The organism is Sphingomonas sp. BK481, from assembly GCF_014194875.1.
Lineage (GTDB): Bacteria > Pseudomonadota > Alphaproteobacteria > Sphingomonadales > Sphingomonadaceae > Sphingomonas > Sphingomonas aerolata.
In genome coordinates this window covers 650150-665815 of record NZ_JACIAP010000001.1, presented here as the reverse complement: position 1 = coordinate 665815, position 15666 = coordinate 650150, and the positions used below count along the sequence as shown (strand labels likewise).

Annotated in this window: 13 protein-coding genes; 7 read left to right on the top strand and 6 right to left on the bottom strand. The window is 65.5% G+C overall.

Annotated elements, in window-relative coordinates:
• Nucleotide 1: 1 nt before the first annotated feature.
• Nucleotides 2–1276, bottom strand: a complete 1275-nt coding sequence (gene carA, locus FHY04_RS03175) for a glutamine-hydrolyzing carbamoyl-phosphate synthase small subunit (protein ID WP_183935332.1) — start codon at nucleotides 1274–1276, stop codon at nucleotides 2–4.
• A 140-nt stretch (nucleotides 1277–1416) separates the two neighbouring features.
• Between carA and FHY04_RS03170 the strand changes: the two genes are divergently transcribed.
• The 5 genes from FHY04_RS03170 (at nucleotide 1417) to FHY04_RS03150 (ending at nucleotide 7834) form a co-directional block, all read left to right on the top strand.
• The gene (locus FHY04_RS03170) at nucleotides 1417–1869 is read left to right on the top strand and encodes a GatB/YqeY domain-containing protein (RefSeq protein ID WP_031440182.1); all 453 of its coding nucleotides are present in this window, start codon (nucleotides 1417–1419) and stop codon (nucleotides 1867–1869) included.
• A 237-nt stretch (nucleotides 1870–2106) separates the two neighbouring features.
• Nucleotides 2107–3969: a DNA primase gene (gene dnaG / locus FHY04_RS03165; RefSeq protein WP_183935331.1), complete on the top strand. Its 1863-nt coding sequence runs from the start codon at nucleotides 2107–2109 to the stop codon at nucleotides 3967–3969.
• Nucleotides 3969–5996 carry an RNA polymerase sigma factor RpoD gene (rpoD, locus tag FHY04_RS03160; RefSeq protein WP_183935330.1) on the top strand — a complete coding sequence of 676 codons (2028 nt, stop codon included), beginning with the start codon at nucleotides 3969–3971 and terminating at the stop codon, nucleotides 5994–5996. Before dnaG ends, rpoD begins: the two co-directional genes overlap by 1 nt.
• A 511-nt stretch (nucleotides 5997–6507) precedes the next feature.
• Nucleotides 6508–6957: a hypothetical protein gene (locus FHY04_RS03155; RefSeq protein ID WP_183935329.1), complete on the top strand. Its 450-nt coding sequence runs from the start codon at nucleotides 6508–6510 to the stop codon at nucleotides 6955–6957.
• Between the two features lie 334 nt (nucleotides 6958–7291).
• A complete protein-coding gene (locus FHY04_RS03150) occupies nucleotides 7292–7834 on the top strand; it encodes a pseudouridine synthase (RefSeq protein WP_183935328.1) in 543 nt (180 codons plus the stop codon).
• Between the two features lie 536 nt (nucleotides 7835–8370).
• Here FHY04_RS03150 and rplS read toward each other — a convergent pair.
• Both rplS and trmD read right to left on the bottom strand, forming a co-directional pair.
• Complete coding sequence (gene rplS / locus FHY04_RS03145) at nucleotides 8371–8763, bottom strand: 50S ribosomal protein L19 (protein ID WP_031395442.1); 393 nt, start codon at nucleotides 8761–8763, stop codon at nucleotides 8371–8373.
• 2 nt (nucleotides 8764–8765) lie between these two features.
• Nucleotides 8766–9491: a tRNA (guanosine(37)-N1)-methyltransferase TrmD gene (gene trmD / locus FHY04_RS03140; RefSeq protein ID WP_183935476.1), complete on the bottom strand. Its 726-nt coding sequence runs from the start codon at nucleotides 9489–9491 to the stop codon at nucleotides 8766–8768.
• Nucleotides 9492–9854: 363 nt separating this feature from the next.
• Between trmD and FHY04_RS03135 the strand changes: the two genes are divergently transcribed.
• Nucleotides 9855–10760: an NAD(P)/FAD-dependent oxidoreductase gene (locus FHY04_RS03135; RefSeq protein WP_183935327.1), complete on the top strand. Its 906-nt coding sequence runs from the start codon at nucleotides 9855–9857 to the stop codon at nucleotides 10758–10760.
• Nucleotides 10761–10825: 65 nt separating this feature from the next.
• Here the strand turns inward: FHY04_RS03135 and rimM are convergent, their stop codons facing one another.
• From rimM to ffh, 3 genes are all read right to left on the bottom strand, one after another.
• Nucleotides 10826–11368 carry a ribosome maturation factor RimM gene (gene rimM / locus FHY04_RS03130; protein WP_183935475.1) on the bottom strand — a complete coding sequence of 181 codons (543 nt, stop codon included), beginning with the start codon at nucleotides 11366–11368 and terminating at the stop codon, nucleotides 10826–10828.
• Between the two features lie 234 nt (nucleotides 11369–11602).
• On the bottom strand, nucleotides 11603–12028 hold the full coding sequence (rpsP, locus tag FHY04_RS03125; protein ID WP_031396325.1) for a 30S ribosomal protein S16: 426 nt from the start codon (nucleotides 12026–12028) through the stop codon (nucleotides 11603–11605).
• A gap of 66 nt (nucleotides 12029–12094) precedes the next feature.
• Complete coding sequence (gene ffh, locus FHY04_RS03120) at nucleotides 12095–13624, bottom strand: signal recognition particle protein (protein WP_183935326.1); 1530 nt, start codon at nucleotides 13622–13624, stop codon at nucleotides 12095–12097.
• A gap of 306 nt (nucleotides 13625–13930) precedes the next feature.
• Here ffh and FHY04_RS03115 point away from each other — a divergent pair, with 306 nt between their 5' ends.
• On the top strand, nucleotides 13931–15556 hold the full coding sequence (locus FHY04_RS03115; RefSeq protein ID WP_183935325.1) for a bifunctional diguanylate cyclase/phosphodiesterase: 1626 nt from the start codon (nucleotides 13931–13933) through the stop codon (nucleotides 15554–15556).
• Nucleotides 15557–15666: the final 110 nt, after the last annotated feature.

Below are 15666 nucleotides of genomic sequence, written 5' to 3'. Positions count from 1 at the left end.
ATCATTTATCACCCAGCGATGAGACAAACCGCTCAAACAGATACAGGCTGTCCTGCGGCCCCGGGCTCGCCTCGGGGTGATACTGCACCGAAAACGCCGGCTTGTCGGTCAGCTCGAGACCCGCATTCGACCCGTCGAACAGCGAGACATGCGTCTCGCGGACGTTCGCCGGCAGGCTGTCGCGCTCGACCGAGAAGCCGTGGTTCATGCTGGTGATCTCGACCGCGCCGTCGGACAGGCGCTTGACCGGATGGTTGGCGCCGCGGTGGCCCTGGAACATCTTGGTCGTGGTCGCGCCGACCGCGAGGCCGAGCAGCTGGTGGCCGAGACAAATGCCGAACAGCGGCTTGCCCGTCTCGAGCAGCTCGCGGATCACCGGCACGGCATATTCGGCGGTCGCGGCGGGATCGCCCGGGCCGTTCGACAGGAAGATGCCGTCGGGCGCGAGCGCCATCACCTCGTCATAGCTCGCGGTGGCGGGCACGACGGACACCTTCGCGCCGGCGGCGACGAGGTTGCGGAAGATGTTGCGCTTCGAGCCATAGTCGATCGCGACGACATGCGGGCGGGCCGCGCTCGCGACGGGGGCATCGCCTTCGCTCGACCCGGACGATTGGGGCGACGCATCCCCTTCCCCGTTCGTGCTGAGCGCAGTCGAAGCACCGCTCTCCCCATACCCAAACCCAAGCCGCCACGTGCCGCCCGGCGCCTGATCGCCCCAGCCATAATGCATCTCGGTCGACACGCCCTTGGCGAGGTCCATCCCCTCGAGCCCGGGCCAGCCCCGCGCCATCGCCAGCAGCGCGGCGACGTCGAACTCGCCGCTCGCCGAATGCGCGATCACGCCGTTGGGCGCGCCGCCGACGCGGATCCGCCGCGTCAGCGCGCGCGTGTCGATCCCCGACAGGCCGATCCGCGCATGCCGCTTCATCCAGCCATCGAGTCCCTCGACCGCGCGGAAGCTGGACGGCTGCGTCACGTCCTCGCGGACGATGATGCCCAGCGCGTGCGGGTCGTCCGCCTCGATATCGTCGGGGTTCGCGCCGACATTGCCGATATGCGGGAACGTGAAGCAGATCATCTGCCCGGCGAAGGACGGATCGGTCAGCACCTCCTGGTATCCGGTCATCGCGGTGTGGAAGCACACTTCGCCGACCGCCTCGCCCTCGGCGCCGAACCCGCGCCCCCAGATCACGTCGCCATTGGCAAGCACGAGCACGCCGGTCGCGCCGGCGGGCTTTGCCGAAGACATGGGTGTAGGCTGGGCGTCGGCCATCAGGCTGGGCACTCTCTTTACGTTGACGATGTCGCTAAGTGGTGTCCGCTAAGGCCGGCGTGCCGCAGCGTCAATCTGTTAAACCTTGGCTCGACGCGCTATCGCGTCCGGCTATCCCGAACCGCCTGAAAGACCCGTATATGATTCGCGACGACATCAAGGCCGCGCAGCTCACCGCGATGAAGGCCGGCGACAAGGAGAGCCGCAACGCCATCTCGTTGATCCAGGCCGCAATCAAGAACCGCGACATCGAGGCGCGGACCGGCAAGGCGCCCGAAAGCGACGACGCGCTGGTGATCGAAGTACTGCAGAAGATGGTCAAGCAGCGCCGCGAGTCGATCGAAATGTTTTCGAACGGCGGCCGCCAGGAACTCGCCGACGCCGAGGCCGCCGAGGTTGCGGTGATCGAACGATTCCTGCCCGCGCAGATGAACGAGGCGGAAACGACGGCCGCGATCCTCAAGATCAAGGACGAGCTCGGCGCGACCGGCATGAAGGACATGGGCCGCGTCATGGCCGAACTGAAAGCCCGCCATGCGAGCGAACTGGACATGAGCAAGGCGAGCGGGCTGGTTAAGGCGGCGCTGTCTTAAGAAGATTTGTTCGCGCGGAGGCGCGGAGGCGCGGAGGTGTTGCGCTCGCCGGGAGCGGGCGAACACCACTATCGCCGCGAAGCGGCAGGCTGGATCGACATTTGCGCTGACGCGCAGCATTAGCCCCGGACGCACCCCCTCCGCGCCTCCGCGCCTCCGCGCGAACAAACCCTGCTTCTTCTCCTCTTCGGATTGCAGGTATCACCCCAACAGTGATACCGAGCTATACTCGCGCGCATGGCCCTGACCCCGCAATTTCTGGACGAGCTGCGCGGCCGTACGTCGCTGTCGGCGCTGATCGGCAAGACCACCAAGCTCACCAAGGCCGGGCGTGAGCACAAGGGCTGCTGCCCGTTCCATAACGAGAAGACGCCCAGCTTCTACGTCAACGACGACAAGGGCTTCTACCACTGCTTCGGCTGTTCCGCGCATGGCGACGCGATCAAGTGGATGACCGACCAGCGCGGCCTGCCGTTCATGGACGCGGTCAAGGAACTCGCCCAGGCCGCCGGGCTCGACATGCCCGCGATGGACCGCCAGTCCGCCGCCAAGGCCGAACGCGCCAAGGGCCTGCACGAGGTCATGTCCGACGCCGCCGACTGGTTCGTCGAGCAGCTGAACGGCCTCGCGGGCAACGACGCCCGCGCCCTCCTCGACCGCCGCGGCATCACCCCCGAGACCGCACGCGCATTCGGCATGGGGTTCGCGCCCGACAGCCGCGGCAAGCTCAAGACCGCGCTGAAGACCTACGGCGACCCGATGCTCGTCGAATCGGGCATGCTGATCAACGTCGAGGGCAAGGACCCGTATGACCGGTTCCGCGGCCGGCTGATGATCCCGATCCGCGATCCGCGCGGCCGGACGATAGCGTTCGGCGGGCGCGTGCTCGACGGCGGTGAGCCCAAATATCTCAACTCCCCCGACACCCCGCTCTTCGACAAGGGCCGCACGCTCTACAATCTAGACCGCGCCGCCCCCGCGTCGCGCAAGTCGGGCCGCGTGCTGGTGGTCGAGGGCTATATGGACGTCATCGCGCTCGCCCAGGCCGGCTTTGGCGAAGCGGTCGCCCCGCTCGGCACCGCGCTGACCGAGGCACAGCTCGAACGGCTGTGGCGGATGGTCGACGTCCCCCTCCTCTGCTTCGACGGCGACTCTGCCGGCCAGAAGGCCGCGCTCAGGGCCGCACACCGCGCGCTCCCCCTGCTCGCCCCCGGCCGCAGCCTCGCCTTCGTGACGCTCCCGCAGGGCCAGGACCCCGACGATCTCGTCCGCGCGGGCGGCCCCGGCGCGTTCGAGGCGCTGCTGAAGGCCCCCGAACCGCTCGTCGACCGCCTCTGGGCGTCCGAAGTCGCCGCCGAGGCGCTCGACACCCCCGAACAGCGCGCCGGCCTCAAGCGCCGCCTCCACGAGCTTGCCGAGGGCATCGGCGATCCGTCGGTGAAGCAGGAATATCAGTCCGAGTTCAAGGACCGCTTCTACAAGCACTTCAAACCCGTCCGCGCGCCCTTCGTCCCCCGCGGCGAACGCCCCAAGGGCGGGTGGAAGCCCCCCTCCGCGCCGGTCACCGAAGACGCAAAGGCCTTCCTCGCCACGGGAATCGACCGCGTGCTCGCAAAAGCCGTGCTCGCCGGGCTGATCCGCCATCCGGTCGAGATCGCCCGCCACATGGAGGTGCTCGGCCCGCTCCAGCTCATCGACGGCGCGCTCGGCCGGCTGTTCGAGGCGGTCGTGGATGTTGCACTTGAGGACCAGAAGCTTGATAGCGGCCGCTTGCTCACCATATTGGCGAGGTCCGGTTTCAATTCAGTCGCGAGTGACCTGTTGCGAGCCGATACGATGCCCTACTCGTTCACGCAGACCACGGCCGATCCCGCCCGCGTCCGCGCCGACCTAGACGAGGCGATCGCGATCATGGTCGCGCGTCCCGAGGTCGATGCGGCGCTCAAACAGGCGACCGCGGCGATGCAGACGCACTTCACCGAAGATGCGTTCGAACGACAAGTGGCAATGGTAAGAGAGAAACAGGCGTTGGAAGTCCGACTTGCAAATCTTGTACAGTCGAACGAAGACGCCCGAGCGTTGGGTACCGAGGGCGATTGATGGCTAAGGCGAACATGGCGGAACCCGCCGAGACGAACGACACCGGCGATGCGCCACTGATCGACATGAACGATGCGTCGATCAAGAAGGTCATCGCGCGCGCCAAGAAGCGTGGCTACATCACCTATGATCAGCTCAACGAGGCCTTGCCGCAGGGCGAGATGTCGTCCGACCAGATCGAGGACATCAGCGCCGCGCTGAGCGAGATGGGCATCAACATCGTCGACAATGACGAAGCCGGCGAGGAAGGCGAGGCCGAGCCCGCCAAGGACGACGACGACGAGCCCGAGGCCGCCGACGCCGAAGCCGACACAGGCCCCGCGATCGAGAAGAAGAAGGAGACCGTCGATCGCACCGACGATCCGGTCCGCATGTATCTTCGCGAGATGGGCGCGGTCGAACTGCTCAGCCGCGAGGGCGAGATCGCGATCGCCAAGCGGATCGAGGCGGGTCGCGACACGATGATCCTGGGTCTGTGCGAATCGCCGATCACCTTCAACGCGATCATCGACTGGTCGACCGCGCTCAACGAGGGCACGATGCAGCTGCGCGAGATCATGGATCTCGACGCGATGCTCTCGAAGGACCCCGCCCCCGAGGCGATGACCGAGGACGGCGAGGCCGACGACGGCGAGATCAGCGAGAAGAACGCCGGTCCCTCGTTCAAGGAAGAGGCCGAGCCCGAAGAGCCGTCCGCCGACGAGGATGAGGACGGCGAGCGCCGCGCCCCGCGCGCGTCGGACGACGAGGAGGAGGACAACACCCTCAGCCTCGCGCAGATGGAGGAACAGCTCAAGCCGATCGCGCTCGAGCGCTTCGCCAACATCACCGCGCTCTACAAGAAGTTCAGCAAGATCCAGCAAGCCCGTGTCGACGCGATGGGCATCGGCGGCGATTTCTCCGCGGCCGACGAGCGCAAGTATCAGAAGCTGCGCGAGGAACTGACGGCCGAGGTCGAGAGCGTCCAGTTCCACAACGCCAAGATCGAATATCTCGTCGATCAGCTCTATGCCTATAACCGCCGCCTGACCGCGCTGGGCGGCCAGATGCTGCGCCTCGCCGAGCGCCACAAGGTGCCGCGCAAGGACTTCCTCGATCGCTATATCGGTCACGAGATCGACGAGAACTGGCTGGCGACGGTCAACAAGGTCGACAAGAAGTGGACCGCGTTCGTCGCCAACGAGAGCGAGGCGGTCGAACGCATCCGCGCCGAGATCGCCGACATCACGCAGCAGACCGGCATGGCGCTCACCGAGTTCCGCCGGATCGTCAACATGGTCCAGAAGGGCGAGCGCGAGGCGCGTATCGCCAAGAAGGAAATGGTCGAGGCGAACCTGCGTCTCGTGATCTCGATCGCCAAGAAGTACACGAACCGCGGTCTTCAGTTCCTGGATCTCATCCAGGAGGGCAATATTGGCCTGATGAAGGCGGTCGACAAGTTCGAGTATCGCCGCGGCTACAAGTTCAGCACCTATGCGACCTGGTGGATCCGCCAGGCGATCACCCGCTCGATCGCCGACCAGGCGCGCACGATCCGCATCCCGGTCCACATGATCGAGACGATCAACAAGCTGGTCCGCACCAGCCGCCAGTTCCTTCACGAGCAGGGCCGCGAGCCCACGCCCGAGGAAATGGCCGAGCGCCTCTCCATGCCGCTCGAGAAGGTCCGCAAGGTGATGAAGATCGCCAAGGAGCCGATCAGCCTCGAAACGCCGATCGGCGACGAGGAGGATTCGCACCTCGGCGACTTCATCGAGGACAAGAACGCGATCATCCCCGTCGATGCCGCGATCCAGGCCAACCTCAAGGAAACCGTCACGCGCGTGCTGGCGAGCCTCACCCCGCGTGAGGAACGCGTGCTGCGCATGCGCTTCGGCATCGGCATGAACACCGATCACACGCTCGAGGAAGTCGGTCAGCAGTTCAGCGTGACCCGCGAGCGCATCCGCCAGATCGAGGCGAAGGCGCTGCGCAAGCTGAAGCATCCGAGCCGCAGTCGGAAAATGCGGAGCTTCCTCGACCAGTAAGGGTTGCGGAATTTCTGAGCGAACGAAGGGGCCGCGGTGGAAACACCGCGGCCTTTTTCGTTCTACGACAACTTGCATGCAGCAATACGTGCCCGCCGCTGAGTGCTAATGTCGCTACGCCCAGCGTGCCAACATACGTCAGAAGCTCGTTAGGCTGTTCTGGACACCGCCAATGGCGGATCGCTTGGCAACTGTGACACGTCATGCAGGGATGGAGAACCACGCGCGATAATGCAGGTCGCGCTAGGCGTGTCATAATCGCCTGAGGCTGGGACCGGGCATACGGAGTAAAACCCGCTCACTCTTGTCAGAATTGCCCTCTCGCATATTTTTAGCGAAAATGGGTCGTAGGGGCTTGCATTCTTCGGAACGCCTAGAATGCGGGAAATCATGAGGCTAGCTTTATGCCTTATGTCCGCTGGAATGTTCGCAACGACCGTGCTCTAGGTCTAAAAAGCTAACTGTTAGCCTATCGTGTTGCTAATTGTGCGCAAGGTGCTAGAACCTATGTATGGACGCAGAGACAGTGATTCGCGCCGAGATTGCGCAGCTTGAGGCTTCGCCGATTGTCATTCGGCTGCATGCCTTGGCGGCTGCTCTTGACGCTCTGACGCAAGCGAGTGCCCCGGATAATCAGCCGACGAAACCAATCGCAGTAATCCGTAAGCGGTCGGGATTGCCGAAGTCCTGGACTAGGGCACTGAATCTTTTGCCAAGTGACGGTATTGCGTTTGCAGATTACCGTGAACGGTATGGCAAAGACCGAGGAACTCCCATCGCGGAAGGCTCGTTTGCAGCTCAGCTTAGTAAGATGAAGGGGGCAAATCTGATCCACAAACGTGGCGATCGTTGGTTTGCCGGGCCTCTAGCGAATGAAACGGGGGCCGACTTGCAGGCCGAAACCCCCGGATCATCTGAGCCCTCCGATAAGGAGACCGCAAATGCGGATATTATTAATTAGTTGAGCCTCAAGGCTTCCGGGGGAAACAGGTACCAGCCTGCCAACCTCGCAGCCCCGTTGGGGAGCAACCATAGCTATCATCACTCTAACGCCGGGCGTCCGCAAGACGCTCGGCTTCTTCGTATATGGCAGAGACATAATGATTAGGCAAACGCATATAACTTGCCCGAGCTAGTACAAAGGGCTAACACAACGGTCCCGGCGCCGAAATAAAAAGCCTTTCTTTATCAGTCGTTAGCGGGTTTGCCGGGGCTTCCCCTCGGCTCCACCGATACAGCCTTGCGAAGCGACAACTGCGGTCGAAACCAATTCGGAATACCGCTAAAGCCCCGCCATGCCCCGCCTGATCCTCTTCAACAAACCCTACGACGTCCTCAGCCAGTTCACCGACGCGAAGTCGCCGACGCCGCGCGCGACGCTGTCGCAGTTCGTCGAGGTACCCAGCGTATATCCGGCGGGGCGGCTCGATCGGGACAGCGAGGGGCTGTTGCTGCTGACCGACGACGGCCGCCTCCAGGCGCGGATCGCGGATCCGAAGTTCAAGCTGGCCAAGACCTATCTCGTGCAGGTCGAGGGCGAGGCGGGCGAGGCCGCGCTCGATGCCTTGCGCGACGGCGTCGTGCTGAAGGACGGCCCCACCCGCCCCGCCGCGGTCGAACAGATCGACGCACCCGACCTCTGGCCGCGCGTACCGCCAATCCGCGTGCGCGCGAGCATCCCCGATTGCTGGCTGAGGATCACGATCCGCGAAGGCCGCAACCGCCAGGTCCGCCGGATGACCGCGGCGATCGGCCACCCGACGCTCCGCCTCGTCCGCTGGAGCATCGGCGACTGGACCCTGGCGGATCTCGCCCCCGGCCGCTGGCGCGACGCCTGACCCGGCCCCGCGCCGCCCGCCTCAACACCACGGCCCACGATCCACACAGACCACCACCCCACCCACACCGTCATCCTGACGAACGTCAGGATCCAGGGCCACAAGCGCCGCCGCCCCTCCCACGCCGTCATCCTGACGAAAGTCAGGACCCAGGGCCAAAAGGGCTGCCACCCCACCCACACCGTCATCCTGACGAAAGTCAGGATCCAGGGTCACGAGGGCGGCCCTCCATGGCGCTCGTCACCGCCACGCCGCTGTAAGGAACGCTGCTGGCCTTATCGCGGCAAAAGGCGCAGCCTGCCCGCATGGCCTGGTCTGATCCAGCCTCGACTCGCACCCCCGCCGCCGCGGTCGCCGGGTCATGCCCGACAGGGGGTCGTCACCCCCGCGCGAAAAAACGCGCTATCGTCTCAACATTCGCAACATTCGCGGTCCCCGCCCCCGCCCCTGCTGTCCCCAGACGCCGGACGACAGGCACGAAAAAGGGCGCGGGGACCATCGCCCCCGCGCCCTCGATCGCGTCTCGCAGGATCCGATTACTCGGCGGCTGCGGTGCCCTTGGCGGGGCGCATGTCGCGACGCTCGGCGATACGCGCTGCCTTGCCGGTGCGGCCACGCAGGTAATACAGCTTGGCGCGACGCACGGCGCCCTTGCGAACGACTTCGATCGAATCGACGTTCGGCGAGTAGAGCGGGAAGACGCGCTCGACGCCCTCGCCGAAGCTCATCTTGCGCACGGTGAAGTTGCTGCCCATGCCCTTGTTCGAGCGCGCGATGCACACGCCCTCATAGTTCTGAATACGGGTGCGCTCGCCTTCGACGACCTTCACGCCGACCTTCAGCGTATCGCCGGGGCGGAAATCGGGGATCGTCTTGTTGGCCAGGAACTTCGCGATGTTCTCGGCTTCGATCGTCTGCAACAGGTTCATAGTCAGTCCTCGTGTCGCCGCGCGCCAGAGGGCGACTGGACCCGAGCGCCCTCATGGCGCTCCCAAAGGTCCGGTCGCCGTGACCGTGTATCGATCTCCGCGCGGCGTTTGCGCCATGCGTCGATCTTCGCATGATCCCCCGATCGCAGCACCTGCGGGATCGTGCGCCCTTCCCATATCTGAGGTCGGGTATAATGCGGATATTCGAGGAGCCCCGCTTCGAAGCTCTCGTCATCCCCACTAGAAGCCGCGCCCATTACGCCGGGCAGCAGCCGAATGCAAGCATCGAGCAGCACCAGCGCCCCCATCTCGCCGCCCGACAGGATATAGTCGCCGATCGACACCTCCTCGATCGCGCGCGCCTCGAACAGGCGCTCGTCGAACCCCTCGAACCGCCCGCACAGCACGGTGACGCCGGGGCCCTTGGCGAGTTCACGGACGCGCTCCTGCGTCAGCGGCCTGCCGCGCGGCGTCATCGCCAGCACCGGCCGCCCGTCCGCGACACTGTCGATCGCCGCGGCGACCACGTCCGCGCGGAGCACCATGCCCGCGCCGCCACCCGCCGGCGTGTCGTCGACCGAGCGATGCTTGTCGGTCGCAAAGTCGCGCAGCTGGACGGGCTCGCATGACCACCGCCCCTCCCCCAGCGCCCGCCCGGCCAGCGACGTCCCGAGCGGCCCGGGGAACATCTCGGGGTACAGCGTCACGATCGTCGCCGCCCAGGGCAGCTCGCCCGCCGCCAGCCGCGCCAGCCGCGCCTCCTCCTGCGCCGCGGCGAGGATTTGGGGCACGACATCGGCGGGAAATTCACACCCCCGCGCCTTCAGCCATTTCAGGCGTGCAAGAAAAGCGTCGGCGCTGTCCTCGACATATTCCGCCTCCACCCCGCACCGTTCGACCGCAGACTCGGCGACCTGCGCGACATACCGGTGCACCCCGTCCGCGGTGTGCGACGCATAGGCGTGGAGATCGCCTTCCGACCAACGACAATAGCTCATGCCGCACGCCGCTATCACTCCCGCGCCCGGCTTGCGATAGCGATCGAGCGTTTCGCCACCGGAACGGATTCGCCGCGCCGCGCTTATAGCGGGATGGACGATTGCATCATCATCGGCGCCGGCCCGGCAGGCCTCACCGCCGCGATCTATCTCGCGCGGTTCCACCTCTCGATCCGGCTGTTCGACTGCGGCAGCAGCCGCGCCGCGCTGATCCCCTGCACGCATAACCACGCCGGCTACCCCGAAGGCATCCGCGGCACCGACCTCCTCGCCCGGATGTTGGCCCAGGCCGAGACCTACGGGGCGGTACGCGAGGCCGCGCGCGTCGATGCGATCGAGGTGGACGACGACGGCTTCACCGTCCGCCTCGGCGACCGCGCCGCCCGAGCGCGCAGCGTCCTGCTGGCCACGGGCGTCGTCAACAACCGCCCCGCCATGCCCGACGCGCTCCATGATAAAGCCCTGGAGGCGGGGCTTCTCCGCTACTGCCCGATCTGCGACGGCTATGAGGTCACCGACAAGCGCGTCGGCGTGATCGGCACCGGCGACCACGGCATGCGCGAGGCGCTGTTCCTGCGCGGCTACACCGCCGACGTCACCCTGATCGCCCCGGACGGCGGCCATGATCTCGATCCCGCCTGCGAGGCAGCGCTCGACGACGCCGGCATCGTTCGCGTCGGCGGCCCTTGCGGCGACTACGCGATCGAAGACGGGCGGTTCGCGCTCGACACGGTCGATGGGCGATTGTCGTTCGACAGCGTCTATCCGGCGTTAGGCTCGGTGATCCGGTCGGAACTCGCGGTCGCCGCCGGCGCACGTGCGACGGACGAAGGCTGTCTCGAAGTCGACGACCACCAGCGCACCTCGATCCCGGGGCTGTTCGCGGCGGGCGATGTCGTGAAGGGGCTCGACCAGATCAGCCACGCGATGGGCGAAGCCGGGGTTGCCGCAACGACCATCCGCAACATGCTGTCGGAGCAGCGCCCGATCCGGCGCTGACTTCGGATGTATCCCAGCGAAGGCGGGGATCCCGCCTTCGTGAGCGAGCAATAAGTTCGAAGCAACTATTCGGTAGCGAAGGACGCCTCGACCACGAGTCGCTCGGCATCCCACTCTGGAACCGCCTCAACGCGCATCGGCACCATGAACCGCTTAGCAGTCGGCCGTTCGATCTCGATCACGTCGCCCGCACCGAAATTATCGATTGCGACAACGCGTCCGATCGACTCACCATCGGTAGAGACGACGGGGAGCCCGATCAGGTCGGTGTGGTAATATTCGCCATCCTCGAGCGGTGGCAACGACGATCGCGGCACCGTCAATTCGGTCCCGCGCATCGCTTCTGCAGCGTTCCGATCGGCGACCTCGGCAAAGCGAGCGATCGTGCCGTTGTTGCCAGGGCGCGCCGACTTGAGCGTCAGCGTACCGTCGTTGAAACTCTTATAGCCCGACATGGTCTCGGCAAAGACCTTCAGCCGCACCTCGCCGCCGATGCCGTGCGCGCCGATCACGACGGCGAGCGTGACCTTATCCCTGCGCGGAGCCGGTATCGGGTCCAGGGGTGTCGTCGGCGCCTTCTGCGGGGTCGTCGGCGGAGACGCCTTCATTGCTGGCATCTTCGATGTCCTCGGGTGCGGGGGCTGTTCTGGGATCTGGATCGGGGGTCATCATGCGCTCCTTGTGGGTGATGGACCGACAAAGAACGCATGAACCGCCATTCGGGTGCGGACATCGCCCACCCCAAGCCGTCATCCTAGGCTAGACCCAGGATCCAGACCCGAGGACGCTGCCGTCCCTGGCTCTGGATCCCAGCCTTCGCTGGGATGACGAGGAAGACGATCTTACGAAGCGGCTTCTTCGGTCTCAGCGGCAGGTGCCTCCGCGTCGGCAGCAGGTGCCGCCTTTGCAGCCGCTTCTGCCTCGGCAGCTTCGGCCGCCTTGGTCGCACGCTCTTCAGCGCGCTCGGTGGCCTTCTCGCCGGGCTTGCCCTTGTTGGGGTTGTTGCGTGCCGAACGCTCGAGAACGCCTGCTGCGTCGAGGAAGCGGGCAACGCGGTCGGTCGGCTGCGCGCCGACGCTCAGCCAATGCTTCGCGCGATCGGCGTCGAGCTGCACGCGCTGCTCGTTGTCCTTGGCGAGGAGCGGGTTGTAGTTGCCGATCTTCTCGATGAAGCGGCCATCACGCGGGCTGCGCGCGTCGGCGACGACGATCTTGTAATAAGGACGCTTCTTGGAGCCGCCACGTGCGAGACGAATGTTGATTGCCATGATATTTTCCTTCGTTTTCTAATATTTCGCCCGGCAAACGCCGGGGTAATGGGGTTAAGTAAGAGGTTATTTCTTCTTTAGAAAATCGTCGAAGCCCGCAGGCAGCTGCGGCATCTTCCCGCCCAGGCCCGGTAGGCCACCCCCGGAATTGCCCCCAGGGAGCCCACCTGCGCCGGCCTTATTGAGCATATCGCCCATCTGCGGCCCGCCGATCGCGTTACCGATTCCGCCGAGACCGCCGCCCATGCCGCCCTTGCCGAGCATCGCCATCATGCCCTTCATGCCGCCCATCTTCTTGATCTTCTTCATGGCGGTCGACATTTCGAGATGCATCTTGAGCAGCTTGTTGACCTCCTGCACCGTGGTGCCGGAGCCCTTGGCGATGCGGATCTTGCGCTTGGCGTTGATCAGCTCGGGCTTGGCGCGCTCCTTGATGGTCATGGAACCAATCATCGCATCCATGTGGACGAGAACTTTCTCACCGCCGACCGAAGCGACCGCGCCCTGTGCCTTCTTCATGCCGGGGATCATCCCCGCCAGCGCACCGAGCCCGCCCATCCGCTGCATCTGCGCCAGCTGAGCACGCAGGTCGTTCATGTCGAACTGACCCTTGGCCATCTTGGCCGCCATCCGCTCGGCGTCTTCGGCCTGGATCGACTCCGCGGCGCGCTCGACGAGGCTGACGACGTCGCCCATGCCGAGGATCCGCCCGGCGACCCGCTCGGGATGGAACGCCTCGAGCGCATCGAGCTTCTCGCCGGTACCCGCAAACTTGATCGGCTTGCCGGTGACCGCACGCATCGACAGCGCCGCACCGCCGCGCGCATCGCCGTCCATACGGGTCAGCACGATACCCGTCAGCGGCACCTGGTCGGAGAAGTTCTGCGCGACGTTGACCGCATCCTGACCCGTCAGCGAATCGACGACGAGAAGGATCTCGGCCGGGTTCGCGACGTCGGCAACCGCCTTCATCTCGTCCATCAGCGCCTGGTCGACATGGAGGCGACCCGCGGTGTCGAGCATCAGGACGTCGAAGCCCTGCAGCTTGGCCGCCTGCATCGCGCGCCGTGCGATATCGACCGGCTGCTGGCCGGTGACGATCGGCAAGGTCGCAACCGAAATCTGCGTGCCGAGCGTCGCGAGCTGTTCCTGCGCGTTCGGGCGGTTGACGTCGAGCGACGCCATCAGCACCTTCTTGCGATCACGCCCACCCGGCCCTGCCGACAGCCGCTTGGCGATCTTGGCGGTGGTGGTCGTCTTACCCGAGCCCTGAAGCCCAACCATCATGATGATCGCGGGCGGCGTGACGCCCAGATCGAGCTCGGACGCATCCGCGCCCAGCATCTCGACCAGAGCATCGCTGACGATCTTGACGACCTGCTGCCCCGGCGTGACCGAGCGCAGGACGTTCTGGCCGATCGCCTTCTCGGTCGCCTTCTCGACGAACTCGCGCGCGACGGGCAGCGCGACGTCGGCTTCGAGCAGCGCGACGCGTACCTCGCGCATTGCCGCGCGCACGTCCGCTTCGGTCAGCGCACCCCGGCCGCGCAGGCGGTCGAAGACGCCGCCAAGACGATCGCTCAGGCTTTCGAACATCGAGACACTCCCAATCACCATTACCGGACACATGACGACGTCCAACGCAAAAGCGCCGGCGGGCGAAACCTCGCCGGCCAGCGTGCATCCTTGGATGCTCGTCACATGTGCCCCGTAACGGAACGTGGCGTGCTGCTTACGCGACCCGGGCCGCCGACGCAAGCGGCCCGTCCGTCGATGCGCTGCGACGGCGTCCAACGTCAGAGCCCCTCCCCGCCATATTGGACGGATCGACGCTCTTAACCGGTCCTACACTTATGCTATGTCATATGTGTGTCCGCCCCGACCTCACAGGCGATCCAGCCCATGACCGCACCGCCGGCGGCGACCCGTTCGCCCCGCACCATCAACCGGGAATTCGTCACCGGCGCCGTGACCGGGGCTGCAGCGTTGATGCTCGTCGGTACCGGCGGCGCCGTTCTGGTCGGCATCTTTGCCCGTCTGACGGGACGCAGTTCCGGTATCGACCAAGGTCTGGTTGTCGCCGTGCTGCTCAATGTCGCGCTGTTGCTGTTTGGCTGCCTGCGCTATCGCGCGCTCACTGCCGAGCTCAACGAGGCGACCGATGCGGGTCATCGCGCCCGCGTTCTGGCACAGCGGGATTCGCTGACCGGATTCCTCAATCGCCGCAGTCTGTCCGAAGACGGCGCGACCCTGTTCGGCAGCGCGAGACGCCGGGGCAAGGTGGTGGCGATGCTCACGATCGACGTCGACTTCTTCAAGAGCGTCAACGACATGCACGGCTATGCCGTCGGCGACCAAGTGCTCGTCCATGTCGCGGAGACGATCGCGGCCATCGCCCCCACATCAAGCCTTCTGGCACGCCTGGGCGCGGACGAGTTTGCCTGCGCCTTCGTCTTCGATCCGGCGCATCAAGGGGTGGCAGATCGGATCGCGGAGCGTCTCGTCACCGGCTTCGCGCGGCCCTTCCGTGCGAACGGCGTCGACATTCACGCCACCGTGTCGATCGGCGTCGCCCGCTCGGACGCAGACTGTGCCTCGATCGACGCACTGTTGCGGAACGCGGACATCGCCCTCCATGCGGCCAAGACGGCGGGCCGCAATCGCCACGTCTGGTTCAACACCGCGATGGAGCAATCGCTGCAGGTGCGCGGTGAACTCGAATCCGGACTTCGCCTCGCGGTCGCCGCGCAGGACATCATCCCCTATTTCGAGCAGCAGGTGGACCTTGCCACGGGGCTTACCACCGGGTTCGAGGTTCTGGCGCGCTGGGACCATCCCACGCGCGGGATGATCCCCCCGGACGTCTTCATCCCCATCGCCGAGGAGATCGGTGTCATCGGTGATCTATCGCTGTCTCTCATGCGTCAGGCCTGCACCGCGGCACGCGACTGGGATTCGGCGCTGACGCTGTCGATCAACATTTCACCGGTCCAGCTGCGCGACGCGTGGCTGGCGCAAAAGATCATCAAGACGCTGGTCGAGACGGGCTTTCCCGCCAGCCGGCTCGAGATCGAGGTTACCGAAAGCGCGCTGTTCGACAATCTGGCGCTTGCCCAGTCGATCGTCGGCAGCTTGAAGAATCAGGGCATCCGACTGGCGCTCGACGATTTCGGCACCGGGTTTTCCAGCCTTGCGCATCTGCGCGCGCTGCCGTTCGACCGTATCAAGATCGACCACAGCTTCGTCGCGTCGATCCTCGACAATGCGGAGAGCATGGCGATCGTCAACACGATCGTCCGGCTTGGCGACAGCCTGAACCTGCCGGTCACCGCCGAGGGCATCGAGGATGCCGCGGTCGAGGAGCGGCTACGCGCGCTCGGCTGCGCCAAGGGACAAGGCTATCTCTACGGTCGCCCCATGAACGCCGCACAGTTGCGCCGGCTGCTCGCCGAACAGCGCCTGCTCGCACACCAGCCCGATGGCGACTTCCCCCCGGTCCGCGGCATAGCGCCACGACTCGCAGGCTGACCGCGGCCCCGCCGCAGCCTGACCACGGACGTGCCGACTGCCGAGCCTCCATCCTTACTCCAGCCCGGCGCTGCAAGCCGTGGACTTTGCCCCCCGCCCCTCCTAGATCG

Coding starts and splice junctions, on each gene's coding strand:
- carA (WP_183935332.1), bottom strand. CDS start 1,276: ATGGCCGACGCCCAGCCTACACCCATGTCTTCGGCAAAGCCCGCCGGC.
- FHY04_RS03170 (WP_031440182.1), top strand. CDS start 1,417: ATGATTCGCGACGACATCAAGGCCGCGCAGCTCACCGCGATGAAGGCC.
- dnaG (WP_183935331.1), top strand. CDS start 2,107: ATGGCCCTGACCCCGCAATTTCTGGACGAGCTGCGCGGCCGTACGTCG.
- rpoD (WP_183935330.1), top strand. CDS start 3,969: ATGGCTAAGGCGAACATGGCGGAACCCGCCGAGACGAACGACACCGGC.
- FHY04_RS03155 (WP_183935329.1), top strand. CDS start 6,508: ATGGACGCAGAGACAGTGATTCGCGCCGAGATTGCGCAGCTTGAGGCT.
- FHY04_RS03150 (WP_183935328.1), top strand. CDS start 7,292: ATGCCCCGCCTGATCCTCTTCAACAAACCCTACGACGTCCTCAGCCAG.
- rplS (WP_031395442.1), bottom strand. CDS start 8,763: ATGAACCTGTTGCAGACGATCGAAGCCGAGAACATCGCGAAGTTCCTG.
- FHY04_RS03135 (WP_183935327.1), top strand. CDS start 9,855: ATGGACGATTGCATCATCATCGGCGCCGGCCCGGCAGGCCTCACCGCC.
- rimM (WP_183935475.1), bottom strand. CDS start 11,368: ATGAAGGCGTCTCCGCCGACGACCCCGCAGAAGGCGCCGACGACACCC.
- rpsP (WP_031396325.1), bottom strand. CDS start 12,028: ATGGCAATCAACATTCGTCTCGCACGTGGCGGCTCCAAGAAGCGTCCT.
- ffh (WP_183935326.1), bottom strand. CDS start 13,624: ATGTTCGAAAGCCTGAGCGATCGTCTTGGCGGCGTCTTCGACCGCCTG.
- FHY04_RS03115 (WP_183935325.1), top strand. CDS start 13,931: ATGACCGCACCGCCGGCGGCGACCCGTTCGCCCCGCACCATCAACCGG.